At 73.7% G+C, this 22,354-nt stretch carries 21 protein-coding genes and 1 riboswitch; of the genes, 15 read left to right on the top strand and 6 right to left on the bottom strand.

The genetic code is table 11. The features are described from left to right. Positions 1-3: 3 nt before the first annotated feature. A complete protein-coding gene (locus ACIQIB_RS29105; protein ID WP_030240061.1) occupies positions 4-285 on the bottom strand; it encodes an Lrp/AsnC ligand binding domain-containing protein in 282 nt (93 codons plus the stop codon). A gap of 41 nt (positions 286-326) precedes the next feature. Further along, positions 327-1,109, bottom strand: coding sequence for a rhomboid family intramembrane serine protease (locus ACIQIB_RS29100; protein WP_363607260.1), 783 nt, complete (start codon positions 1,107-1,109; stop codon positions 327-329). Positions 1,110-1,311: 202 nt separating this feature from the next. Here ACIQIB_RS29100 and ACIQIB_RS29095 point away from each other — a divergent pair, with 202 nt between their 5' ends. From ACIQIB_RS29095 to ACIQIB_RS29070, 6 genes are all read left to right on the top strand, one after another. Then, positions 1,312-1,575 (top strand): hypothetical protein, encoded by a 264-nt coding sequence (locus ACIQIB_RS29095; RefSeq protein WP_363607262.1) that lies wholly within the window; start codon positions 1,312-1,314, stop codon positions 1,573-1,575. 184 nt (positions 1,576-1,759) lie between these two features. Next, positions 1,760-3,169: an NYN domain-containing protein gene (locus tag ACIQIB_RS29090; protein WP_400761597.1), complete on the top strand. Its 1,410-nt coding sequence runs from the start codon at positions 1,760-1,762 to the stop codon at positions 3,167-3,169. Positions 3,170-3,370: 201 nt separating this feature from the next. Continuing rightward, positions 3,371-4,408: an NlpC/P60 family protein gene (locus ACIQIB_RS29085; RefSeq protein WP_363607265.1), complete on the top strand. Its 1,038-nt coding sequence runs from the start codon at positions 3,371-3,373 to the stop codon at positions 4,406-4,408. A 357-nt stretch (positions 4,409-4,765) separates the two neighbouring features. Then, a riboswitch (cyclic di-AMP (ydaO/yuaA leader) is annotated at positions 4,766-4,920 on the top strand. A gap of 10 nt (positions 4,921-4,930) precedes the next feature. Further along, complete coding sequence (locus ACIQIB_RS29080; RefSeq protein ID WP_400761584.1) at positions 4,931-6,106, top strand: NlpC/P60 family protein; 1,176 nt, start codon at positions 4,931-4,933, stop codon at positions 6,104-6,106. Between the two features lie 225 nt (positions 6,107-6,331). Further along, positions 6,332-7,396: an NlpC/P60 family protein gene (locus tag ACIQIB_RS29075; protein ID WP_363607268.1), complete on the top strand. Its 1,065-nt coding sequence runs from the start codon at positions 6,332-6,334 to the stop codon at positions 7,394-7,396. Positions 7,397-7,443: 47 nt separating this feature from the next. After that, the gene (locus ACIQIB_RS29070; RefSeq protein ID WP_363607269.1) at positions 7,444-8,592 is read left to right on the top strand and encodes a hypothetical protein; all 1,149 of its coding nucleotides are present in this window, start codon (positions 7,444-7,446) and stop codon (positions 8,590-8,592) included. Between the two features lie 23 nt (positions 8,593-8,615). Here ACIQIB_RS29070 and ACIQIB_RS29065 read toward each other — a convergent pair whose 3' ends face one another. Then, positions 8,616-10,040, bottom strand: coding sequence for a glycosyltransferase 87 family protein (locus ACIQIB_RS29065; RefSeq protein WP_400761580.1), 1,425 nt, complete (start codon positions 10,038-10,040; stop codon positions 8,616-8,618). Between the two features lie 241 nt (positions 10,041-10,281). Here ACIQIB_RS29065 and ACIQIB_RS29060 point away from each other — a divergent pair, with 241 nt between their 5' ends. Beyond that, complete coding sequence (locus ACIQIB_RS29060) at positions 10,282-11,418, top strand: glycosyltransferase family 4 protein (protein WP_363607271.1); 1,137 nt, start codon at positions 10,282-10,284, stop codon at positions 11,416-11,418. A gap of 49 nt (positions 11,419-11,467) precedes the next feature. On the opposite strand, the gene ACIQIB_RS29055 is transcribed toward ACIQIB_RS29060, so the two are convergent. Next, positions 11,468-13,261 (bottom strand): AMP-dependent synthetase/ligase, encoded by a 1,794-nt coding sequence (locus ACIQIB_RS29055; RefSeq protein WP_400761577.1) that lies wholly within the window; start codon positions 13,259-13,261, stop codon positions 11,468-11,470. A 303-nt stretch (positions 13,262-13,564) separates the two neighbouring features. On the opposite strand from ACIQIB_RS29055, the gene ACIQIB_RS29050 reads away from it, so the two are divergent. From ACIQIB_RS29050 to ACIQIB_RS29030, 5 genes are all read left to right on the top strand, one after another. After that, a complete protein-coding gene (locus tag ACIQIB_RS29050; RefSeq protein WP_363607273.1) occupies positions 13,565-13,999 on the top strand; it encodes an SRPBCC family protein in 435 nt (144 codons plus the stop codon). Between the two features lie 27 nt (positions 14,000-14,026). Beyond that, on the top strand, positions 14,027-15,199 hold the full coding sequence (locus ACIQIB_RS29045) for an ArsA-related P-loop ATPase (protein ID WP_363607274.1): 1,173 nt from the start codon (positions 14,027-14,029) through the stop codon (positions 15,197-15,199). Positions 15,200-15,358: 159 nt separating this feature from the next. Beyond that, positions 15,359-15,712 carry a DUF5304 family protein gene (locus ACIQIB_RS29040; protein WP_363607275.1) on the top strand — a complete coding sequence of 118 codons (354 nt, stop codon included), beginning with the start codon at positions 15,359-15,361 and terminating at the stop codon, positions 15,710-15,712. Positions 15,713-15,904: 192 nt separating this feature from the next. Next, the gene (locus ACIQIB_RS29035) at positions 15,905-16,849 is read left to right on the top strand and encodes an ROK family glucokinase (protein ID WP_363607276.1); all 945 of its coding nucleotides are present in this window, start codon (positions 15,905-15,907) and stop codon (positions 16,847-16,849) included. A 115-nt stretch (positions 16,850-16,964) separates the two neighbouring features. Beyond that, positions 16,965-17,723 (top strand): endonuclease/exonuclease/phosphatase family protein, encoded by a 759-nt coding sequence (locus ACIQIB_RS29030; protein ID WP_363607277.1) that lies wholly within the window; start codon positions 16,965-16,967, stop codon positions 17,721-17,723. 63 nt (positions 17,724-17,786) lie between these two features. Here ACIQIB_RS29030 and ACIQIB_RS29025 read toward each other — a convergent pair whose 3' ends face one another. Both ACIQIB_RS29025 and ACIQIB_RS29020 read right to left on the bottom strand, forming a co-directional pair. Next, positions 17,787-18,482: a hypothetical protein gene (locus tag ACIQIB_RS29025; RefSeq protein WP_363607278.1), complete on the bottom strand. Its 696-nt coding sequence runs from the start codon at positions 18,480-18,482 to the stop codon at positions 17,787-17,789. Between the two features lie 10 nt (positions 18,483-18,492). Continuing rightward, positions 18,493-19,287 carry an alpha/beta fold hydrolase gene (locus tag ACIQIB_RS29020; protein WP_363607279.1) on the bottom strand — a complete coding sequence of 265 codons (795 nt, stop codon included), beginning with the start codon at positions 19,285-19,287 and terminating at the stop codon, positions 18,493-18,495. Between the two features lie 228 nt (positions 19,288-19,515). On the opposite strand from ACIQIB_RS29020, the gene ACIQIB_RS29015 reads away from it, so the two are divergent. The 3 genes from ACIQIB_RS29015 to ACIQIB_RS29005 all read left to right on the top strand — a co-directional run bounded on the left by ACIQIB_RS29015 (position 19,516) and on the right by ACIQIB_RS29005 (position 22,344). Then, a complete protein-coding gene (locus tag ACIQIB_RS29015) occupies positions 19,516-20,388 on the top strand; it encodes a lysophospholipid acyltransferase family protein (RefSeq protein WP_400656583.1) in 873 nt (290 codons plus the stop codon). A gap of 83 nt (positions 20,389-20,471) precedes the next feature. Then, positions 20,472-21,662 carry a MacS family sensor histidine kinase gene (macS, locus tag ACIQIB_RS29010; protein ID WP_400656585.1) on the top strand — a complete coding sequence of 397 codons (1,191 nt, stop codon included), beginning with the start codon at positions 20,472-20,474 and terminating at the stop codon, positions 21,660-21,662. Positions 21,663-21,702: 40 nt separating this feature from the next. Further along, entirely contained in the window at positions 21,703-22,344 is a 642-nt protein-coding gene (locus ACIQIB_RS29005) for a response regulator transcription factor (protein WP_363607382.1), read from the top strand. Positions 22,345-22,354: the final 10 nt, after the last annotated feature.

The following is a 22,354-nucleotide window of genomic DNA, read 5'->3' as shown; positions in this document are numbered from 1 at the left end:
CCGCTATTCGTCCAGGCCGAGGGCGAAGGCGGCTTCCAGGTCGTGCTGGGAGTAGGTGCGGAAGGCGATCTGGGTCTCGGTGTGGGCCACCCCCGGGACCTTGTTCAGCCGGCCGGGGATGACCTCGGCCAGGTCGTCGTGCCGCCGCACCCGCACCATCGCCACCAGGTCGTAGCCGCCGGTGACCGAGTAGACCTCGCTGACGCCTTCGATGGCCGCGATCGCCTCGGCGATCTCCGGGATGCGGTCGACGCTGGTCTTGATCAGGACGATGGCGGTGATCACTGTTCGGGCTCCTTTGTGGGGTGCCGCCAGGGTATCGGGCGTCAGACGGGCCGTCGCGGGGGGCGGCCGGCCGGTGTGCAGGCGTACAGGAAGCCGGCCGAGAACCCGATGACATGGACCAGGTAGGCGACGCCGGGGCCGGCCGAGTGGACCGACCACCACTGCAGGGCGAACCAGAGCCCGAGCACCAGCCAGGCCGGGAACCGCAGCGGCAGGAAGAGCAGCAGCGGGACGAGCGTGGTCACCCGGGCCCGCGGGTGGAGCCGCAGATAGCAGCCCAGCGCCGCCGAGATCGCCCCCGAGGCGCCGATCAGCACCGTGGTCGAGCCGGGCGAGTGCGCCTGGGCCAGTGCGAAGCCGTAGGTGGCCAGGCTGCCGGCCGCCAGATAGAAGACGGCGAAGCGGGCCCGGCCCATCCGCTTCTCCACGGTGGGGCCGAAGACGTAGAGGAAGAGCAGGTTGCCCAGCAGGTGCAGCCAGCCGGCGTGCAGGAAGAGCGCGCTGAGCACGGACAGGGCCGGGTGTTTGCCCGGGGTCGGGGCGGCCGGGCAGCCGGGCGCCGGGTCGGGGGCCTCGGCCAGCTGTCCGGCGGTCAGCGGGCGGCCGGCCAGCAGCTCGGCCGGTACCGCGCCCCAGCGCTGCTCGTACCGCTGCTCCGCGCAGACCCTGGCCTGGCCGCGGCCGTAGAGCGGGTTGAGCCCGGCGGCCGGGCCGAGCAGGAAGACCACCGTGTTGAGCGCGATCAGGGCGTAGGTGACGGCCGGGGCGGGCGCGGCCGGGGGCCCGCCGCGTGCGCCGGTGTGGTCGAGGACCGTGATCGCCATGCGGCCAAGCATCCCTCCGCCCGGCGCGGGCGACACCGCGCTGTACGGCAGGTGGGCTACCGTCCCGATCGCCGCGACCGGTGGTCGGGACGGTTGCCTCAGGCAATAGGCTTGGGGCGGGCATTCCCGCCTCCCGCCGCCGACGCCGGGGCTCCGGGGGGAGCGCCTGAGCCCACCCAGGGACCACCCGAGAGGACCCCCGATGACCGTCCCCGCCCTGACCGCTGAGACGCGCTGGCGCTGCACCCTGTGCGGCAACCTGACCCGCTTCGACGTGACCCGCTCCGCCCGGGTGACCGAGTACCTGCACTTCGACCTGGCCGGCGAGTCCAAGGTGGAGGAGACCGAGGTGCTCAGCGAGACCATCGAGTCGGTGCGCTGCCGCTGGTGCAACGCGGTGGACCAGGTCGAACTGGTGGCCCGTCCCGGGGCCGAGGCCGGAGAGGCCGCCGCTGAGCAGGGCTGACGCCCGGTCCGTGGGGTGGACGGTGCGCGGCCGTTCACCGCACGGGGACAATACAGACAGAACGCACGGAGCGTGACGACGAGGGCGACGGCCGCGGGCCGTACCCCGCTGGACGAGGATCGGAGCCGAGGACGTGGTGGACGCAGCGAAGGAGCCCGCCGGGCCGCAGGGGCGGCAGCCCGCTGTGGACGGGCAGGCGCCGGACGCGGCCGAGGCCGCCCCGTCCGGTACCGGGGCCCCCGCCGAGGAGTCGGGCGGTGACGAGCCGGCGGCAGACCGGGCCGTCGAGACGCTCGACCGGCCGCTGCCCGAGGGTGTGCGCCGCCGGGTGGTGGGCCTCGCCGCCGACGCGCTCGGGGGGCTGCCGCCCGCCGAACTGCCGCAGAGCCTGCGGCAGTACGCCAAGTTCACGCCGGCCCGGCGGGCCAAGTACGCGGCCACCGCGCTGGCCGCCGCACTGGAGTCGGAGCCGGCCTTCCGGCTCCGGATAGCGGAGCGGCTGCGGCTGGGCCAGCCGGACCTGGTGAAGGCGCTGGAGGCGGGCCATGTGCCCGGCGCCGCCGACCCGATGGACGTGGCGGCCGCCGCCTATCTGGTGCGGTCGGCGGGCTGGAGCCGGCTGGTCGCCGAGGCGGGGGAGCAGGCCGAGCGGGCCGGCGCCGAGGGCGCCGCCGCCGAGGCGGCCCGGCTGGCGGAGAAGCTGCAGGCGGAGCTGGCGGAGGTACGGGCCTCCGCCCGGGCGGACCTGGAGCGGCAGCGGGCCGAGTCGGAGGACGTCCGCAAGGAGGCCGAGTCGCTGCGCAAGAAGGTGCGGTCGCTGGAGAGCGACACCCGCCGGGCGCAGGCGGAGACCCGCCGGGTCACCGCCGAGCTGGAGGCGCTGAGGACGCAGGCGGCCGCCGAGCGCAGCGCGGGTGAGAGCGAGGCCCGGCGGCTGCGGCACCGGATCTCCGAACTGGAGACCGCCGCCGAGCAGGGCCGCCGTTCGGCCCGCGAGGGGCGCAGCGTCGAGGACATGCGGCTGCGGCTGCTGCTGGACACCGTGCTGCAGTCGGCGCAGGGCCTGCAGCGGGAGCTGGCGCTGCCGGTCTCCCAGATCCGCCCGGCGGACCTGGTGGAGGCGGTGGTGCCGGGCTCGGCCTCGCCGCACGACGTGGCCCGGCGCGGGCTGGCGGAGGACGATCCGGCGCTGCTGGACCAGCTGCTGGCGATCCCGCAGGTGCATCTGGTGGTGGACGGCTACAACGTGACCAAGACCGGTTATCCGGCGCTGCCGCTGGAGCAGCAGCGGATCCGGTTGCTGGGCGGGCTGGCGATGCTGGCCCAGCGCACCCAGGCGGAGGTCACCTGTGTGTTCGACGGGCAGGACCTGGACGTGCCGGTGATCATGGCGCCGCCGCGCGGGGTGCGGGTGCGCTTCAGCCGGACCGGGGAGACGGCGGACGAGCTGATCCGCCGTCTGGTGCGGGCCGAGCCGCAGGGCCGTCCGGTGGTGGTGGTCTCCACCGACCGGGAGGTCGCGGAGGGCGTGCGCAAGGCGGGCGCGCGCCCCGTCGCCTCCGTCCTGCTGCTGAACCGGCTGGCCCGGCCCTGATGCCGGAGGGACCGGAGTGACCGCTGGTCAGCGCCCGGTTTGCGGCAGTGTGTGGATCCCGTGAAGTCAGGCCGCCGGTGGAGGTTCACGCCATCGGGGGAGTGGCGGAAAGCGTGGATCTTCACTAGGGTCTGGCGTCAAACCTATTTTCCGGATCCTCACTCAAACGGGTGAGTCCGTTGGAAGAAGGAACCGATCACTTTGGCCTCCCACCGCCGTCCCAAGCAGCCGAGCCGCGCGCGGGTCTCCGTGCTCACCGCTGCCGCTGCGACCGCGGTCGCCCTCTCCGCCCAGGTCGGCGCCCACGCCGCGCCCTCCCCCAAGAAGGAGGACGTGAAGGCGCAGATCGACCAGCTGAACGAGGAGCAGGAGCAGGCGGCCGAGAAGTACAACGGCGCCAAGGAGCGGGCCGACCAGCTGCGCAAGCAGGCGGACCAGCTCCAGGACCAGGTGGCCCGCGGCCAGGACCAGATGACGCAGCTTCAGGCCGGGCTGGCCGAGGTGGCGGGCGAGCAGTACCGCACCGGCGGCATCGACCCGTCCGTGCAGCTGATGCTCTCCTCCGACCCGTCGGGTTACCTGGACAAGGCCTCCAGCGTCCAGCAGGCCAGCTCCAGCCAGTCCGAGGCGCTCAAGGGCCTGCAGGACCAGCAGCGCCGCCTGGACCAGCAGAAGGCCGAGGCGGCCGCCGTCCTCGCCTCCCTGGACAGCACCACCAAGGATCTGAACCAGGCCAAGGCGGACGTCAACCAGAAGCTCAAGGAGGCCCAGACGCTGCTGAACTCGCTCAGCGCGGCCGACCGGGCCGCCCTGAAGGCGCAGCAGCAGCAGGACGACCGGGCCTCGCGCGGCAGCGAGCGCACCGACCTGAGCAGCCTGCCGCAGGCCGGCGGGTACGCCGGGGTGGCCGTCGCCAAGGCGATGAGCAAGCAGGGCTCGCCGTACGTCTGGGGTGCCATCGGGCCGAGCACCTTCGACTGCTCCGGTCTGATGGTCTGGGCGTACAAGCAGGCCAATGTCTCGTTGCCGCGCACCTCGCAGGCGCAGGCCGGCGTCGGCACCCGGGTCCCCTCGCTGGACCAGGCGCAGCCCGGTGACCTGATCATCTACCGCGACGACCGCAGCCATGTCGCGATGTACATCGGCAACGGCATGGTGGTGCACGCGCCGCACACCGGTGACGTGGTGAAGGTGATGAAGGCCGACGCGATGAAGATCAACGCCATCCGCCGGGTCTGACGGTTCGTCGATTGGGGGCAGAAGCCCCCGATCCGGACATTCCCTGATAGGTCGACACGCCCGGCCGGGCCGGCCCACTGCTGTGATGTGGGACACGCCCCGGTCGGGCGCTCTCGACCCGCATTGTGAGTAATGATCAGCCCCGCGTGCGGTTGTGATCACATTCGGTCATATTCACAAATGAACTTGGGTATTCTTCCGTCTTTTTTCTGACAAGGATTTGAACGGATCACGGTTCTGTTACTAGGGTCATGCCTCGAACCACCGTGCAGTCGATCACCCATCCCGGGTGACGGCGGGGGTTACCGTCGAGTTCGTGAAGCAGCGGGGCAGGTGACTGCCCGACGGGGAGTCCAGCAGTCGGGGACGCTGTGGAGCGGAGCCGGGGAACCAAGTTCCTCCGGGGTGAATCGGCGCCAGGTCGACCGGTGGAACGGTCGGTGAGGCGCCGTAGGGCACGCTTCCGGCCCGAACCCGTCAGCTCACCCGGTAGGCGGACGTAGGAAGAAGGAGTCCGCCTTCGTGGCGTCCCATCGTCGTCCCAAGCCCGCCGGCCGTGCCCGCGTCTCCATCCTGACCGCGGCCGCCGCAGCGGCCGTGGCCCTCTCCGCGCAGTCGGGCGCGCACGCCGACCCGACGCCGACCAAGGATCAGGTCAAGGAGCAGGTCGACAAGCTCAACGAGCAGGCCGAGGTCGCCACCGAGCAGTACAACGGCGCCCAGGCCAAGCAGCAGGAGCTGCAGAAGCAGGTCGGCGAGCTCCAGGACAAGGTGGCCCGCCAGCAGTCGCAGGTGACCGATCTGCAGGGCGGCCTCGCCGAGATCGCCGGCGAGCAGTACCGCAACGGCGGCATATCGCCGACCGTTCAGCTGATGCTCTCCTCCAGCCCGGACAACTTCCTCACCCAGGCCGGCACCCTGACACAGGCCGGCAGCTCGCAGTCGGGCCAGCTGAAGGAGCTCCAGGAGCAGCAGCGCAGGCTCGACCAGGACCGCACCGAGGCCCAGAACAAGCTCGGCGAGCTGGAGGCCACCACCCAGCAGCTGAAGGCCTCCAAGGAGGAGATCCAGGGCAAGCTGGCCAAGGCCCAGGAACTGCTCAACACGCTGACCGAGCAGGAGCGCGAGGCGCTGCGCGCGGCCGAGGAGAAGGCCGCCGCCGAGGCCAAGGCCAAGGCGGACGCCGCCAAGGCGACCGCGAAGGCCGAGGCCGACCGGGCATCCCGCGACAACGGCCGCGGCGACCTGGGCACCCCGTCATCCTCGCCCGTCACCAAGCCGTCGGCGTCGTCCACGCCGTCCACGCCGTCCACGTCGTCCGCGCCCAGCGCCCCGGCCGCCAACGGCTCGCGGGCCGCCGCCGCGATCGCGGCCGCCGAGAGCAAGCTCGGCGCGCCGTACGTCTACGGCGCCACCGGCCCGAACTCCTTCGACTGCTCCGGCCTCACCAGCTGGGCGTACGCCCAGGCGAACGTGTCGCTGCCGCGCACCTCGCAGGCCCAGGCCAACGCCGGCACCCGGATCGGCTCGAACATCGCCAACGCCCAGCCCGGCGACCTGGTGATCTTCTACGGCGACAACCACCACGTGGGCATCTACGTCGGTGGCGGCCAGGTCATCCACGCGCCCAAGCCCGGCGCCTCGGTCCGCTACGAGTCGGCCTCCAACATGCCGGTCTCCACCATCGTGCGGCTCTGACCCCGAGTCAGGCTTTCGCAGGCCCGGTCTCCCTCGCGGGAGGCCGGGCCTGCGGCTTTTCCGGCCGGCCGGACGCCTGTCCGATTCAGGGTCAAATATTCGGGTTGGTAGGGGTTTGGACTCGCTCGCCCGGACTCGCTAACGTCTGCCACCGGACACCCGCTTCCAGAGCCGCCCGCACCGGAGCGGCCACAGGCCGGGACGCAGAATTGGAGCCGCAGTCGGATGGCCGTGCACCGCCGTTCCCCACAGTCGGGTGCGCACACCCTCGCCCGCGCGCTGGTGCTGACCGCGGCGGCCACCACCGTCCTGGGCGTGGCCGTGGGCGGCAGCGCCCATGCCGCCCCGGGCTCACCGGACGGGCCGCAGAACCGCAAGGACGTCAAGGTGCGGATCGACCAGCTGTACGACGAGGCCGAACAGGCGTCGGAGAAGTACAACGCGGCGCTGGACGCGCAGCAGCGGCTGCAGAGCGAGGCCGGCACGCTCCAGCAGCAGATCGCCGTCGGCCAGGACGAGCTCAACCGGCTGCGCGGCGACCTCGCCACCGTCGCCGGCGCCGAGTACCGGGCCGGCGGCCTGGCGCAGACCGTCCAGCTGATGCTCTCCACCGACCCCGAGGGCTATCTGTCCCGGGCGCGCTCCCTCGACCAGGCCGCCGAGCGGCAGAACGACACGCTGCACGAGGTGGTGTCGCGCCAGCGCCGGCTCGACCAGCGCCGGGCCGAGACCTCCGCCAAGCTCTCCGAACTGGAGCAGATCCGCCGTGCCCTCGCCGACAGCAAGCAACAGATCCAGCAGCGGCTGGCCGGGGCGCAGAAGCTGCTCAACGGTCTGAGCGCCACCGAGCGGGCCAGGATGGCGGCCCAGGACGCCCGGGAGGCCGAGCAGCGTGCCACCCGCGGTACCGACCGGCTCGACCTCGGGAGCGTCCCGCCCGCCTCGGAGCGCGGTGCCGCCGCGCTGGCCGCCGCCGTGAAGATGATCGGCTCGCCCTATGTGTACGGATCCGCCGGACCGCGAGCGTTCGACTGCTCCGGTCTGATGTACTGGAGCTGGCAGCAGGCCGGAGTGACCCTGCCGCGGACCTCGCAGGCCCAGGCGTTCGCCGGCCGGCGGGTCAGCCTCTCAGACGCGCGACCGGGAGACCTGGTGATCTTCTACCGGGACATGCACCACGTCGGCATGTACGCCGGCGGCGGGGTGATCGTGCACGCCCCCTACCCGGGTGCCAAGGTCCGCTTCGAGAGCGTCAGCGCGATGCCCGTCGCGGGGGTGGTCCGGCTCTGAGGCGGACCGGCCGGACCTCTGCCACCGACGCCGGAGCCCGCTGTGGCGTGCTGTCCCGGCGCGGTGCGCTGCTGCTCGCGGTGGGCGGACTGGCCCAGCTCTCGCTGCCCAGGGCCGCCCCGGCGGCGCCGGTCGCGGGCCGGGTGGCGGATGACGGGGCCGCGGTGGCGGCCCTGCTGACCGAGCGGGCCCAGGCGCTGGCGGGGTCGACGGGCCTGTCGTTGGTCGACCCGGGCTACCGGAACCTGGTGCTCGGCGCCGGTGCCGGGCCGGGCCGGCTCACCGCCGGGGCCGAACTGGCCGTCCGGGTGGCCGGCTACGACGACCAGCCGGTGGTGTACCCGCGCCGGCTCACCCTGCTGCGGACCGCGGCCGGCTGGCAGGTCGAGCGGGAGGAGAGCGCCGGCGGCCCGCCGCCGCTGTGGGACCTCGGCACCCTCCGGGCCGTACGGGGCGACCACTGCCTGGTGCTCGGTCTGGCCGACGGCCCCGATCCGGCGGAGCTCGCGGCCGTGGCGGACCGGGCCGTACCGGCGGTCAGCGCGGTCTGGGGCACCGGGTGGGCGGGCCGCCTGCTACTGGAACTGCCCGCCACCGAGGCCCAGTTCGTCCGGCTGCTGGAGGGCGAGCCGGCCGACTGGACGGGGATGGCGGCCGTCACCACCGCGGCGCCCGGGGCGCCCTGGCACACCCCGGCGGACCGGGTGCTGGTCAACCCCGGGGCGTACCAGCGGCTCAGCGACTTCGGCCGCCAGGTGGTCACCACCCATGAGGCGACGCATGTCGCGACCCGGGCGGAAACCCGGGCCTGGACGCCGCTCTGGCTCTCCGAGGGCGTCGCCGACTGGACCGGCTACCAGGGCTCCGGGCGCCTCCCGCGGCAGATCGCCCCCGAGCTGGCCCGTGACGTCGCCGCCGGGAAGGTGCCGGCCGCGCTGCCCGCCGACAGGGACTTCACCGCCGGCGCCACCGGCATCGCCCAGGCCTACGAACAGTCCTGGCTGGCCTGTGACCTGATCGCCCGCCGGTACGGGCCCGAGCGGCTGGTCGCGTTCTACCGGGCGGTCGGCGCGGCGGGCCCGGGCGCCGACCGGGACCAGCGGCTGGACCGGGTGCTCCGGGATCAACTGGGCCTCGGCCTGGCCGAGTTCACCGGGCTCTGGACGGCCGAGACGGTCCGGCTGCTGGAGCCCTAGCACTCGGGGCGTCCCGAGCCCCGCTAGCGCCGTTCGGCCCGTGCGCCGGGCCGGTCGATGCCGTCCAGCAGGTCCTGCTCGTACGCGATGCCGGGCCGCACCGGGTAGGAGGCGGTCGTCGGAAGGGGCACCGAGGAGGCCAGCACGACGGTGGGCGGCAGCTGCGCCGGACCGCGGGTGGAGCGCCAGAGCCGGACGCAGGAGAGCACCGTGGCGACCAGCAGCAGCAGGTTGCGCAGGGTCAGGACGGTGACCGCCAGCGGGTCGCTGCCGACCACCTCGGTGAACATCAGCGGGAACTCCAGCAGGGTCAGCGGAGTGGCGGCCAGGACCAGCAGCACCACCGGCCGCTGGCTGCTGCCGCGCACGGTCAGGCAGACCGCCGCCACGCCGACCAGCCAGACCAGGTACTGCGGGCTGATCACCCGGCTGGTCACGGTGAAGATCAGCAGCGCGGTCAGCGCGGCGTCGTACATGGTGGCCGCGTTGCGGCGCTTGGCGGTGAAACGCCAGAGCAGCAGCCAGGCGAAGCCCAGCACGGTACCGGCCATCATGACCTTGCCGACCACGTCCACCCACGGCCCGAGCATCTCGACCGAGCCGTAGTTCATCATCACCCGGCCGTCCCAGGCCCCCGCGATCCGGGCGAAGTGCAGCGGCAGCGCGCCGACCGACTCGACCTCGACGCCGCGGTCCTTCTGGAACGTCAGGAACTCGAACGCGCCGTTCATCCCGGCCGCGAGCAGGAAGCCCACCGCGACGGCGGTGGCCGCCGCGGTCGTCCAGGCCCGCCGGGTGCGCCGGCCGGACGGTGTGCCGATCAGGGCGAGCAGCGGCCAGATCTTGATGATCCCGCCCAGGCCCAGCAGCAGTCCGCCGATCGCCGGGCGGCGGATCAGCGCCAGCAGGCCGGCCACCGCGATCGCGGTCACCACCACGTCGTACCGGTTGTAGATCATCGGGCCGAGCAGCGGCACGCCGGCCATCCAGACCCAGGCGCCGGTCAGCGCCCGTCCCTTGCGCAGACCGGTCCGCACCAGCAGCGCCATCGCGACCGCGTCGGCGACCCCGCAGATCACCCAGAACGAGACCAGGTAGGACCAGGGCAGCAGCCCGGGCAGCAGGATGACCAGGGCGGCGCCGGGCGGGTACTGCCAGGTCACGTCGTCCAGCGGGAAGGTGCCGGTCTGCAGCACGCCGTACCAGCCGTGGTAGATCAGCCAGACGTCGGTGGTGATGTCCCCGCCGGCCATCTTCAGGACGCCGGTCATCAGCAGCACCAGCAGCGCCCGGGTGGCCAGCCAGCTCGCGCCGAGCGCGCAGAGCGCCCCGGCGCGCCCGGAGGGGCGCGCGGGTGCCTGCGGGGGCTCCTGGCGGACGGCCAGCGCCGTGCCGGGGCCTTCGGCGCCGCTGGGTGTACCGGACTCGGTGGCCGGGGCCAACTCCACTGCGCTCCCTCGTTCGTCTCGGACGTCCTACCGGAGGCGTCTCGCGACGGACGCCCGGGCCGTCGGTGGTGGGCACGGCGCGTTCGGCCGGGCCCCACCGGCTGCCTAGGTACTAGGACAGGCCCTGGGGTGAAACGGTTGCCGTGCGCGGATCCGTTCCCGGTGGGCCATGGTGTTGACCTATCGTACGGATCACCCAGCGGTACACCGAGCACCCCCCGACCGAGCGAGCCGTGGCCTGATGCACAGAACCTTGATCGTCACCAATGACTTCCCGCCGCGCCCCGGCGGCATCCAGGCCTTTGTGCACAACATGGCTGTGCGTCAGCCCGCCGGGAGCATCGTGGTGTACGCCTCGACCTGGCGCGACGGCACCGAGGTGGCCCGCTTCGACGCCGAGCAGCCGTTCCCGGTGATCCGCGACCGGACGAAGGTGATGGTTCCCACACCCCGGGTCACCCGGCGGGCGGCCGAGATCCTGAAGGCCGAGAAGTGCGACTCGGTCTGGTTCGGCGCCGCCGCGCCGCTCGGGCTGATGGCGCCGGCGCTGCGCCGCGCCGGGGCCGGCCGGCTGCTCGGCATGACCCACGGGCACGAGGCCGCCTGGGCCCAGCTGCCGGTGGCCCGGCAGCTGCTGCGCCGGATCGGCGCGGGCACCGACACCCTCACCTACCTCGGCGAGTACACCCGCTCCCGGATCGCCGACGCGGTCGGGCCCGAGGCGGCCGCGCGGATGGTCCAGCTGCCGCCGGGCGTCGACGAGCGGACCTTCCACCCCGACTCCGGCGGCGCCGAGCTGCGCCGGCGGCTGGGTCTGGCGAACCGTCCGGTGGTGGTCTGCGTCTCCCGGCTGGTGCCGCGCAAGGGCCAGGACACCCTGATCGAGGCGATGCCGCAGATCCTCGCCGACGTGCCGGACACCGTGCTGCTGATCGTCGGCGGCGGCCCGTACCAGGCGGACCTGGAGAAGCTCGCCGACGCCCGGGGGGTGCGGGCCGCGGTGCGCTTCACCGGCGCGGTGCCGTGGTCGGAGCTGCCCGCGCACTACGGCGCCGGGGACGTCTTCGCGATGCCCTGCCGGACCAGGCGGGGCGGGCTGGACGTGGAGGGCCTGGGCATCGTCTACCTGGAGGCCTCGGCGACCGGCCTGCCGGTGGTGGCGGGGGACTCCGGCGGCGCGCCGGACGCCGTGCTGGAGGGTGAGACCGGCTACGTGGTGCCCGGCGGATCGGCGCAGGCCGCGGCCGAGCGGATCGTCCGGCTGCTGAACGACGAGGAGCTGCGCCGCCGCCTCGGCGAGGCCGGACGGCGCTGGGTGGACCGCTCCTGGCGCTGGGACCTGCTGGCCGGGCGGCTGACCGCGCTGCTGGCGGGCTGACGGCGCGCGCGGGCCCCCGCCGGGGCGGGGGCCCGGAGACAGCGGGAGGTCAACGCTGGTAGAGCGCCTCGATGTCGGCCGCGAAGTCCTTCAGCACGAGGGTGCGCTTCAGCTTGAGCGAGGGCGTGAGGTGCCCGCTCTCCTCGGAGAACACGGTGTCCAGCAGCCGGAACTTCTTGACCGCCTCGGCGTGCGAGACGGCCGCGTTGCCGTCGTCCACGGCGGCCTGGACGGCGGCCAGCAGGTCCGGGTCCTCGCTCAGTTCGGCCAGCGTGGCGGTGGCCGGCTTGCCGTTCAGCTCCTTCCACTTGGGGAAGAAGTCCTCGTCCACGGTGACCAGACAGGCGACGAACGGCTTGCGGTCGCCGACCACCATGACCTCGCCGATCAGGGCGTGCGCCCGGATCCGGTCCTCGATCACCGCCGGGGCGACGTTCTTGCCGCCCGCGGTGACGATGATCTCCTTCTTGCGGCCGGTGATCGTCAGATAGCCGTCGGAGTCGAGCGAGCCGAGGTCACCGGTGGAGATCCAGCCGTCCTTCAGCGCCTCGGCGGTGGCCTCCGGGTTGTTCCAGTAGCCGGTGAACACCTGCGGGCCCTTGAAGAGGACCTCGCCGTCCTCGGCGATCCGGACGGCCGAGCCGGGCAGCGGCTGGCCGACCGTGCCGATCTTCGGCTTGTCCCACGGGTTGAAGGCGGTGGCCGCGCAGGTCTCGGTCAGGCCGTAGCCCTCCAGCACGGTGAAGCCGATGCCCCGGTAGAAGTGGCCGAGCCGCTCGCCGAGCGGCGCGCCCCCGGAGATCGCGTGGGTGGCCCGGCCGCCGAGCGCGGCGCGCAGCTTGCTGTAGACCAGCTTGTCGAAGATCTTGTGCTTGATCCGCAGCACCGGGCCCGCGCCGGCGCCGTCCAGCGCCCGGCTGTAGGCGACGGCGGTGTCGGCGGCCTTGTCGAAGATCTTGCCCTTGCCGTCGGCCTGGGCCTTGGCGCGGGCGGTGTTGTAGACCTTCTCGAAGACCCGGGGCACCCCCAGGATCAGGGTCGGCCGGAAGGCCGCCAGCTCCGCGGTGACGTCCTTGATGTCCGAGACGTGGCCGAGCTTGATCGGGGCCATCGCGGGGGCGATCTCGGCGATCCGGCCGAGCACGTGGGCCAGCGGCAGGAACAGCAGTACGGAGCTCTCACCGGTGCGGAAGAGCGGCGCCAGACGCTCCACCACGTTGCCGCACTCGGCCAGGAAGTTGCCGTGGGTCAGCTGGCAGCCCTTGGGGCGGCCGGTGGTGCCCGAGGTGTAGACGATGGTGGCGATCGAGTCGGCGGTGGCGACCGAGCGGCGCTCGGCGACGGTGGTGTCGGCGACCTTCCGTCCCGCCTCGGCCAGCGTGGCCAGCGCGCCGGCCTCGATCTGCCAGACGTGCCGCAGCTCCGGCAGCCGGTCCCGGACCTCGCCGACCACCGCGACGTGCCGGTCGGTCTCGGCGAGCACGGCGACCGCGCCGGAGTCACCGAGGATCCACTCGACCTGCTCGGCGGAGGAGGTCTCGTACACCGGCACGGTGATCGCGCCGGCCGACCAGATCGCGAAGTCCAGCAGCGTCCACTCGTACCGGGTACGGGACATGATGCCCACTCGGTCGCCGGGCCGGATGCCCGAGGCGATCAGGCCCTTGGCCGCGGCGTGCACCTCGACCAGGAACTGGGCGGCGGTCAACTCCTGCCAGCGGCCGTCCACCTTGCGGCTGAGCACCACGACGTCCGGGTGCCGCTCGGCGTTCTGGTGCACGAGGTCGGAGAGGTTACCGCCGCTCGGTACCTGGTAGAGGGCCGGAAGGCTGAAGTCGAGCAAGACTGCTCCTCGTTCGCGACGCTGCGGGACGGCAGGACGTTACTGCTCGGTAGGCAGCTTCGACCAGGGGGGTCGGCTCCGGTGTTCGAAGTGTCACACCTTTACCGGGTCCGACCAGGCCGTGACCGGGTCGTTCGAATGGCACCCTACGGCAGCACCGACGTGACCGGCCGGTAGCCCGCACCGCCGCCGGTCGCCCGGGGAGCCGAGCGGATCGCCGGTCGCGATAGCCTGCTCCGGGCGCACCCGACCGAGCACCCTCGGCCGGACCAGCAGGTTAGGGACGACGCGGAGGGCCATTCCATGGCGGAGCACACCAGGTCGAGCATCACCATCGACGCGACCCCGGCCACGGTCATGGCCGTGATCGCGGACTTCGCCGCCTACCCGGCCTGGACCGGCGAGGTCAAGGAGATCGAGGTGCTGGGCACCGCGGAGGACGGCCGCGCCGCCGAGGTGCGCCTGCTCCTCGACGCCGGCGCCATCCGCGACGAGCACGTCCTCGCCTACACCTGGGACGGTGACCGCGAGGTCTCCTGGACGCTGGTCCGCAGCCAGATGCTCCGCTCGCTGGACGGCTCCTACACGCTCGCCCCGCTCGACGGCGGCCGCACCGAGGTCACCTACCAGCTCGCCGTGGACGTCAAGATCCCGATGCTCGGGATGATCAAGCGCAAGGCCGAGAAGGTCATCATCGACCGGGCCCTGGCCGGCCTGAAGAAGCGCGTCGAGGGCTGACGCCGAGGAAACGGGGGGCTGTTCGGTATGACGGCACAGCGCACCATCCTGGTCAGCGGCGACGCGGCGGCCCCCACGGTGGCCGCCGCCACCGCCCTGCACGCCGCCGGACAGGGCCGGCGCACCCTTCTGCTGGCCGCCGACGACCCGCACCGCACCCTGGACACCGTCCTCGGCACCCGGCTGGAACCGGAAGGGACCCCGTACGCGCCCGGGCTCACCGTCGCCCGGATCGACGAGCAGGCCGCCTTCCGGCACGCCCTCGGCGAGATCGGCGGCCGGCTGAAGCCCGCCCTGGACCTGCTCGGTGCCGAACCGCTCGACCCCGAGGAGCTCACCGCCCTCCCCGGCACCGCCCGGCTCGCCCTGCTGCGCGCCCTGTCCGCCGTCGACGCGGACGTCCTGGTGGTGCTCGCCCCGCCGCCCGCCGAACTCGTCGCCACCCTCGCCCTGCCCGAGCAGCTGGAGCGCTACCTCGCCCGGCTCGCTCCCGAGCAGCGCCAGGCCGCCCGGGCGCTGCGCCCGCTGCTGGCCGGCCTCGCCGGGGTGCCGATGCCGGCCGACTGGCTGTACGAGGCCCGGGCCAAGGCGGTCGCCGCGCTGGCCGAGGCCCGCGCGGCGATCACCGCGCCGGGCACCAGCGTCCGCCTGGTCACCGCCGCCGACGGCCACCCGTACGAGGAGCTGCGCCGGGTGCGCGCGGGGCTCGCCCTGCACGGGCACCGGCCGGACGCCGTGGTGGTGCACGGCGCGCTGCCGGACGGCGCGGCCGACTCGCCCGACCCCTGGCTGGCCGGGCTGGCCCGGCGGCGGCGGGAGGAGCTGGCCGCCCTCGTCGCCGCGAGCGACGTCCCGGTGCTGGTCACCGGCCTTGCCGAGGTCACCCTGGAGGCCGTCGCCGACCGGCTCTACGGGGCCGGCCCCGGCCCCGCGCGGCTCGCCCCCGAGCCGTGGACGGTCGAGGACCGGCTCGCCGAGGACGGCCTGCTGGTCTGGCACCTCGTTCTGCCCGGCGCCGAGCGGGCCGACCTGGACCTGGTCCGGCGCGGCGACGAACTCGTGGTCGGTCTCGGCGCCCACCGCAGGGTCCTCACCCTGCCCTCGGCGCTGCGCCGCTGCACCGTCGCGGGCGCCGGTCTGTACGACGGGGTGCTCGCGGTGCGCTTCGCCCCCGACCCGGCGCTCTGGCCCCGGGGCTGAGGTCCGCCCGGCCGGTCCGAGAGCCCGTCCGAGCCGGTCCTGAGCCGTGCCCGCGCGGGTTCCGCGCCCGGCTCCGCGCCCGCACGGGGCCGCCCGGCCGGTCCGGTAGCGTCGGGGCAGGTGGCCGCGGGTGCGGCCACAGCTGAGGAGGCGCCCGCGATGACCACCACCGACCGGACCGAGCCGACCGCCGAGCAGGGCGGCCAGGAGGGGCACCCGTTCGGGCCGGAGCTGGGCCCGCTGGTGGACGAGGTGCGCCGGCTCGCCACCGCGGTCGGGCAGAAGGCCCAGGAGGCGGGCGCCGAGACCCTGATCTCGCTGGCCGGCCTCGCGGACCAGCTGCGTGAGAAGCAGCCCGAGGTCTACGGCCATCTGGCTGCCGCCGGGGGTGAGCTGCTGGCCGCCTACCGGGCCGCCGTCGCCGGCCACGAGCACCGCTGGACCGCCGGCCGGAGCGCCGGCAGCGAGCGGATCGACCTCGACACGCCTGACGGGCCGTCCGACAAGGAGTGAAGTCGCGAGTGTCCTGTGGTGACACTGTGCTTCAGGTGTCTGACGGAACGGATGCGACTGTACGACTTTTGAAGAATTCGGCCGGGTTGGCGAATGATTGTCTTCGGTTAATGTATGCGACGGTGTGTACGGGGGGCAGGGTTGGGCGGTACCGTTCCGTCCAGCGGGAACGAGTGAATAGCTGAGGGACACATGGCTCTGACCATTGGCGTCGATGTCGGCGGGACCAAGATCGCGGCAGGCGTGGTGAACGAGGCCGGCGAGATCCTGGCCCGGACCAGGGTGCCCACCCCGGCCGACCCGCAGTGGGCGGTCGACGCCATCGCGCAGGCCGTGCGCGAGCTCAAGGAGGAGTACCCCGACGTGGCGGCGGCCGGTGTCGGCGCGCCCGGCTTCGTCGACCGCGACCGCTCCACGGTGATCTTCGCCCCCAACATCGACTGGGAGGACGAGCCGCTGCGCTCCCGGATCGAGGAGCTCACCGGCCTCGGCACCGTCGTCGAGAACGACGCCAACTGCGCAGCCTGGGCCGAGTTCCGCTTCGGCGCGGGCGCCGCGTACGAGGACATGGTGCTGATCACCGTCGGCACCGGCATCGGCGGCGGCATCGTCCTGGACGGGCGGCTGCACCGCGGCCGGTTCGGGGTGGCCGGCGAGATCGGCCACCTCAACATGGTCCCCGACGGCCTGACCTGCGGCTGCGGCGGCAAGGGCTGCTGGGAGCAGTACGGCTCGGGCCGGGCGCTGCGCCGCTACGGCCGGGAGAAGTCCGCCGCCGACCAGATCCGCGGCAAGCGGATGCTGGAGCTCAACGACGGCGTCGCCGAGACCATCCGCGGCATCCACATCACCCAGGCCGCCGAGGAGGGCGACCCGCTCGCCCTGGAGTGCTACGCGGAGCTGGCCGACTGGCTGGGCCGGGGCATGGCCGACCTCGCCGCGCTCTTCGACCCGGGCGTCTTCGTCCTCGGCGGCGGCGTCTCCGACTCCGGCCGGCTGCTGCTGGACCCGGTCGCCAAGGCCTTCGAGCACTATCTGACGGGTGGGGTGCACCGCCCGCGCGCCGAGGTCGTGCTCGCCTCGATGGGCTCCGCCGCGGGCATCGCCGGGGCGGCCGACCTGGCCCGCACCCGCTGACCCGACCTTCTCCGCCGGTGGCGGCGCGGACCGGGGCCGAAGGGCTCCCGGCCGTGCCGCCACCGGCGTGTTCCCCTGCTGCCGTACGGTCGTCACCGGACGAAAGGGGAGGACCATGACCACCGGCTCGACCGGACTGCCGCCCTCCGGCCCTGGGCCGGACGGCTCCCGCCGGGTGCGGCTGCTCAGCTACAACATCCGCTCGCTGCGCGACGACCGGCAGGCCCTGGTGCGGGTGATCCGGGCCTGCGAGCCCGATCTGGTCTGCGTCCAGGAGTCGCCGCGCTACTGGCGGCCGCAGGGCCAGGCCGCCTGGCTCGCCCGGCGTACCGGCCTGGTGATCCTGGCGGGCGGCGGCCGGATCGCGGCCGGCCCGCTGCTGCTCGGCCGGCCCGGCACGGACGTCCTCGCCGTCCATGACCGGCTGTTGCCCAAGACCCGCGGTCTGCATGCGCGCGGCTTCGCCTCCGCCCTGGTCCGGGTGGCCGGGTCGGCGCCGTTCACCGTCACGAGCTGTCATCTGAGCCTGGACGCCGATGAGCGCCTGGCCCAGTTCGAGCTGCTGCTCGACCAGGCCGGTATCGCCGAACTCGGCGTCGTGGCAGGAGACTTCAACGAACACCCGGACGGTCGGGGCTGGCGGCTGCTGGCCGCCCGGCTGCGGGACGGCCACCTCGCCGCGCCCTGGGGCGGCACCTTCACCTCGGTACCGGAGAACCCCTACCAGCGGATCGACGCGGTCTTCACCACCCCCGGCATCCAGGTCCTCGCCTGCGGCGTCCCGCACGGCCTGCCCGGCGTCGGCGAGGCCGACCTGCGGGCCGCCACCGACCATCTGCCGGTGCTCGCCGTGCTGGAGCTCCCGGCCGGCTGAGCCGCCGTCGGGGGCGGGAGGCCCGCTCCCGCCCCCGACGGGCGGAACTCAGACGGGTGGAACTCAGACGACCGCGCCGCCGTGCGGGTCCTCGGGCTCGTCGTCGTCCCGGTCCTTCATCCGGACCACCAGGGTGGCGAAACCGCCCAGGAAGGCCGTGACGCCGACCCAGGCGGGCCAGCCGGAGACCTCGCGCCAGACCACCGCGTCGAACAGCAGCAGCGCCGGGCCGCCGAGCACCGCGAGCCAGGCGAACTTGGCGGTGACGTCGGCGGGCGGCAGCGGTGGCGGCTCCGGCGGGACGAAGTGCCCCTCGTCCGTCTCCTCGGCCAGCTCGAAGTCGCGCGGGCCGGAGCCGGCCGCCGGCATCACCGGCCGGGTCGAGCGGGGGCGGGGCTGCGGCGCCAGGTCCGCGAGGTCGCCCGGGCCGGTGCGGTTCTCGGTGCCGTCCTTGAAACCGCCCTTGAGCTCGCCGCGCGCCCGAAGGTCCTCGATTTCCGGCCAGTTCGGGTTGTTGAGGTCGACGGGATCGTCGAACTGGGCGACCAGCGCGGCGAAGATCTCGTCCTGCTCGGCCTGGCTGCGCTCGGGCGCACGCCGCGCCCGGGGCTCCTCGGGCGTCGCCGGGCCGGCGCCGTCCGCCGCGGGAAGCGCCTTCGCGCCGTCCGCCGTCCCCCCGCCCGCCGTGCCGCCGTCCTTTGCCACGCCGTCCTCGCGGGGTGCCTCGTCCTCGCCGCCCGCCGTGCTGCTCTCGTGCACTTCCGGCCCTTCAGCCTTGGTGATCGTCGGATTCGACCCGGGTGACGCCCGCCGCGTGCGCGGGAGCCAGCCGCCGGATGAAGGCCAGGCAGGCCGCGAATATTTCCGCCGCGTCGTGGTCCAGCGTCGCGACGTGGTAGCTGCGCTGGCACAGCCGTTCCGTCACATCGGTCGAGGATATCCGGGCCAGCACCAGTTCCGAGTTGGCCGGCGAGACGACATGGTCCTGCGGGCTGTGGAACAGCAGCACCGGCTGGGTCACCTCCGGCAGCCGCCGCTGGACGTCCTTCCAGAGCAGGGACAGCGACCAGGCCGCGTGCAGCGGCGTCCGGTCGTAGCCGAGCTCGACCGCGCCGGGGCGGGCGATGTCGTTGGCGATCCCGGGCAGGCTCGGCACCACGTGCCGCAGCGCAGGGAGCAGCACACTCGCGGGGTTGTCGGAGCGCACCGACGGGTTGACCAGCACCAGCCCGGAGACCACCGGCCCGTGCAGCGCGGCCAGCCGCAGCGCCAGCGAGCCGCCCATCGACAGCGCGCAGACGAAGACCTGCTCGCACTCGGCGGCCAGCGCCAGCAGCTCCCGCTCGACCTCGGCGTACCAGTCCTCCCAGCGGGTGACCTGCATGTCCTGCCAGCGGGTGCCGTGCCCGGGCAGCAGCGGCAAGGAGACCGTGAACCCCGCCGCGGCCAGCTCCTCGGCCCACGGGCGCAGCGACTGAGGCGAACCGGTGAAGCCGTGGCAGAGCAGTACGCCGACCGGCCCACCCCGGTGGCGGTACGGTTCGGCACCGGGCAGCGGCGGCATGGCGGGCTCCTTCGCGGGCAGGGACTGCGGGGAAGCGGAAGCTGGGCGGAGCTGGCTGGCAACGGAGAGGCTGCGGAAACCGCATCGTCCCACGGGCCCGCCCGTGCCGTACAGCCCTGTCCGGCACGCCGCCGGAGACCCGGCCGACGGCCCGGCGGGGCGGGGCGGGGCGCGGGCGGTGGCCGCGGGGCATTAGGATCGACCGGTCCGCATAACAGGAGGCCCGGGTTGTTCTACCGACTGATGAAGATGATCGTCGCGCCACTGCTACGGATCTTCTTCCGGCCGTGGATCGAGGGCGAGGAGAACATCCCCGCCGAGGGTGCCGCGATCATCGCGAGCAACCACCTCTCCTTTTCGGACTCCTTCTTCTTCCCCGCGCTGATCAAGCGACGGGTGACCTTCATCGCCAAGGCGGAGTACTTCAACACCCCGGGCGTGAAGGGCAAGCTGACGGCCGCCTTCTTCAAGGGCGTCGGCCAGCTGCCGGTGGACCGCTCGGGTGTGCGTGGCGCCGGCGAGGCGGCGATCCGCAGCGCGATCGCGGTGCTGGATCGCGGCGAGCTGTTCGGGGTCTACCCGGAGGGCACCCGTTCGCCCGACGGCAAGCTCTACCGCGGCAAGGTCGGCGGCCTGGCCCGCGTCGCGCTGGCCACCGGCGCGCCGGTCATCCCGGTCGCCATGATCGACACCGAGAAGGTGCAGCCGCCAGGCCAGGTGGTCCCCAACTTCGGTATCCGCCCGGGCATCCGGATCGGCCGCCCGCTGGACTTCTCCCGCTACCACGGCATGGAGAACGACCGTTTCATCCTCCGTTCGGTGACGGACGAGGTGATGTACGAGATCATGCGGCTCTCCGGCCAGGAGTACGTGGACATCTACGCGACCGCCGCCAAGCGGCAGATCGCCGACGACAAGAAGCGCGCCGACGCCGAGCGCAAGGCCGTCCAGAAGGCCGAGCAGGCCGCCGCCAAGGCCGAGAAGGCCGAAGCCGAGCAGGCCGAGCAGGCCGAGAAGGCCGCCGAGGCAGAGCAGGCCGGGTCCGCGAAGACCGAGGCCGCCAAGGCGGAGCGGGACGAGAAGGAGACCGGGTCGGCCTGATCCGGCCGCCCGGGGGAGGGGCAGCGCAGATGACGGACGGCGGCAGAACCGGGGCGGTCGGGGGGACTCTCACGGCCGGCGGCATGTCGGTCGAACTGCCCCTCTGGCGCGCCATCTCCTTGTTCCGGGTGCTCGCGCTCTGCTACGCCGTCCTGCGCTACTTCAACGCGTACCTGGGGTTCCTGCACCCCGTCGCCGGCTGGATCTACCTCGGCGCGCTCACCCTCTGGACGCTGGCCAGCACCCGCGCCTTCGCCGGCCCGCAGCGCTGCACCTGGTACGTGCTCGGCACCGACCTCACCCTGGCCGTCACCGGCATCGTGATGAGCGGGATGACCGACGACCCGGTCCGGATCGGCCACGGCGCGCCCACCCTCCCCACCATCTGGGCGGCCGGCACGGTGCTCGGTTTCGCCGGCAAGGGCGGCTGGCGCTGGGCGGCGGCGGCCGGTTCGGTGATCGGCCTGGCCAACATCCTCGGCCACGGCGGCCCCACCGGCGACAACATCCACAACATCGTGCTGCTGATGGTGGCCGGCTGCGCCATCGGCTACGTCATCGAGCTGGCCCGCGCCAGCGAGGCGACGCTCACCCGGGCGCTCCAGGTGGAGGCGGCCACCCGGGAGCGCGAGCGGCTCTCCCGGGACATCCACGACGGGGTGCTGCAGGTGCTCGCCCTGGTCCAGCGCCGTGGCGGCGAGGCCGGCGGGCCCGGCGGCGCGGACTTCGCCGAACTCGGCCGGCTGGCCGGGGAGCAGGAGCGCGCGCTGCGTGCGCTGATGAGCGGCGGCCCGCTGCCGGCCCAGCGCGAGCCGCTGGCCCCGCAGGACCTGCGCACCCTGCTCGGCCCGTACGCGGACGAGCGGATCACGCTCTCCGCCCCCGGCACCCCGGTGCTGCTGCCCGCCCCGGCCGCCGCCGAGCTGGCCGCCGCCGTCGGCGCGGCGGTGGACAACGTCCGCAAGCACGCGGGGGACGGGGCCCGGGCCTGGATCCTGGTGGAGGACGAGCCGGAGGCCGTCACGGTCAGCATCCGCGACGACGGCCCGGGTTTCGCCCCCGGGCGGCTCGGCGAGGCGGAGCGGGCCGGGCGGCTCGGCGTCTCCCAGTCGATCCGCGGCCGGCTGCTGGACCTCGGCGGCACGGCCGAGCTGTACTCGGCGCCCGGCGACGGCGTCGAGGTCGAACTGCGCTTCCCGAGGAGGGGTTCCGATGACCGACCAGCCGATGACCGACCGGCCGGGCACCGACCGGCCGCCGGTCCGGCCAGCTGACCGTCCGGTCGACCAACTGGCCGACCAGCCGGTGCGGGTCATGGTCGTGGACGACCACCCGATGTGGCGCGACGCCGTCTCGCGGGACCTCGCCGAGGCCGGGCTGGACGTGGTGGCCACGGCGGGCGACGGCGAGGAGGCCGTCCGCCGGGCCCGCGCCTGCGGCCCGCAGGTGGTGGTGCTGGACCTCAACCTGCCGGGCCTGCCCGGCGCCGAGGTCTGCCGCCAGGTGGTCGCCCAGGACCCGTCGGTGCGGGTCCTGGTGCTCTCCGCGAGCGGCGAGCACCAGGACGTGCTGGAGGCGGTGAAGTCCGGCGCGACCGGCTACCTGGTCAAGTCGGCCGGCCGGGAGGAACTGCTGGACGCGGTGCGCCGCACCGCCGTCGGCGACGCCGTCTTCACCCCGGGCCTGGCCGGCCTGGTGCTCGGCGAGTTCCGCCGGCTGGCCGCCGAGCCCGCCCGGGCCTCCGCGCCGGCCGCCCCGCAGCTGACCGCCCGGGAGACGGAGGTGCTGCGGCTGGTGGCCAAGGGACTGTCGTACCGGCAGATCGCGGACCGGCTGGTGCTCTCCCACCGCACGGTGCAGAACCACGTCCAGAACACCCTCGGCAAGCTTCAGCTGCACAACCGGGTCGAGCTGGTCAGGTACGCGATCGAGCAGGGCCTGGACGACGGGATCTGAGCGGGCGCGC

It is taken from the genome of Kitasatospora sp. NPDC092286 (assembly GCF_044755565.1).
Classification (GTDB): domain Bacteria; phylum Actinomycetota; class Actinomycetes; order Streptomycetales; family Streptomycetaceae; genus Kitasatospora.
This window is presented reverse-complemented; position numbering and strand designations above follow the sequence as displayed.

Excerpts from the sequence above, each read along its gene's own strand:
- ACIQIB_RS29030 (WP_363607277.1), top strand. The coding sequence starts at position 16,965 with ATGACCACCGGCTCGACCGGACTGCCGCCCTCCGGCCCTGGGCCGGAC.
- ACIQIB_RS29035 (WP_363607276.1), top strand. The coding sequence starts at position 15,905 with ATGGCTCTGACCATTGGCGTCGATGTCGGCGGGACCAAGATCGCGGCA.
- ACIQIB_RS29060 (WP_363607271.1), top strand. The coding sequence starts at position 10,282 with ATGCACAGAACCTTGATCGTCACCAATGACTTCCCGCCGCGCCCCGGC.
- ACIQIB_RS29045 (WP_363607274.1), top strand. The coding sequence starts at position 14,027 with ATGACGGCACAGCGCACCATCCTGGTCAGCGGCGACGCGGCGGCCCCC.
- macS (WP_400656585.1), top strand. The coding sequence starts at position 20,472 with ATGTCGGTCGAACTGCCCCTCTGGCGCGCCATCTCCTTGTTCCGGGTG.
- ACIQIB_RS29100 (WP_363607260.1), bottom strand. The coding sequence starts at position 1,109 with ATGGCGATCACGGTCCTCGACCACACCGGCGCACGCGGCGGGCCCCCG.
- ACIQIB_RS29095 (WP_363607262.1), top strand. The coding sequence starts at position 1,312 with ATGACCGTCCCCGCCCTGACCGCTGAGACGCGCTGGCGCTGCACCCTG.
- ACIQIB_RS29050 (WP_363607273.1), top strand. The coding sequence starts at position 13,565 with ATGGCGGAGCACACCAGGTCGAGCATCACCATCGACGCGACCCCGGCC.
- ACIQIB_RS29040 (WP_363607275.1), top strand. The coding sequence starts at position 15,359 with ATGACCACCACCGACCGGACCGAGCCGACCGCCGAGCAGGGCGGCCAG.
- ACIQIB_RS29020 (WP_363607279.1), bottom strand. The coding sequence starts at position 19,287 with ATGCCGCCGCTGCCCGGTGCCGAACCGTACCGCCACCGGGGTGGGCCG.
- ACIQIB_RS29075 (WP_363607268.1), top strand. The coding sequence starts at position 6,332 with ATGGCCGTGCACCGCCGTTCCCCACAGTCGGGTGCGCACACCCTCGCC.
- ACIQIB_RS29005 (WP_363607382.1), top strand. The coding sequence starts at position 21,703 with ATGGTCGTGGACGACCACCCGATGTGGCGCGACGCCGTCTCGCGGGAC.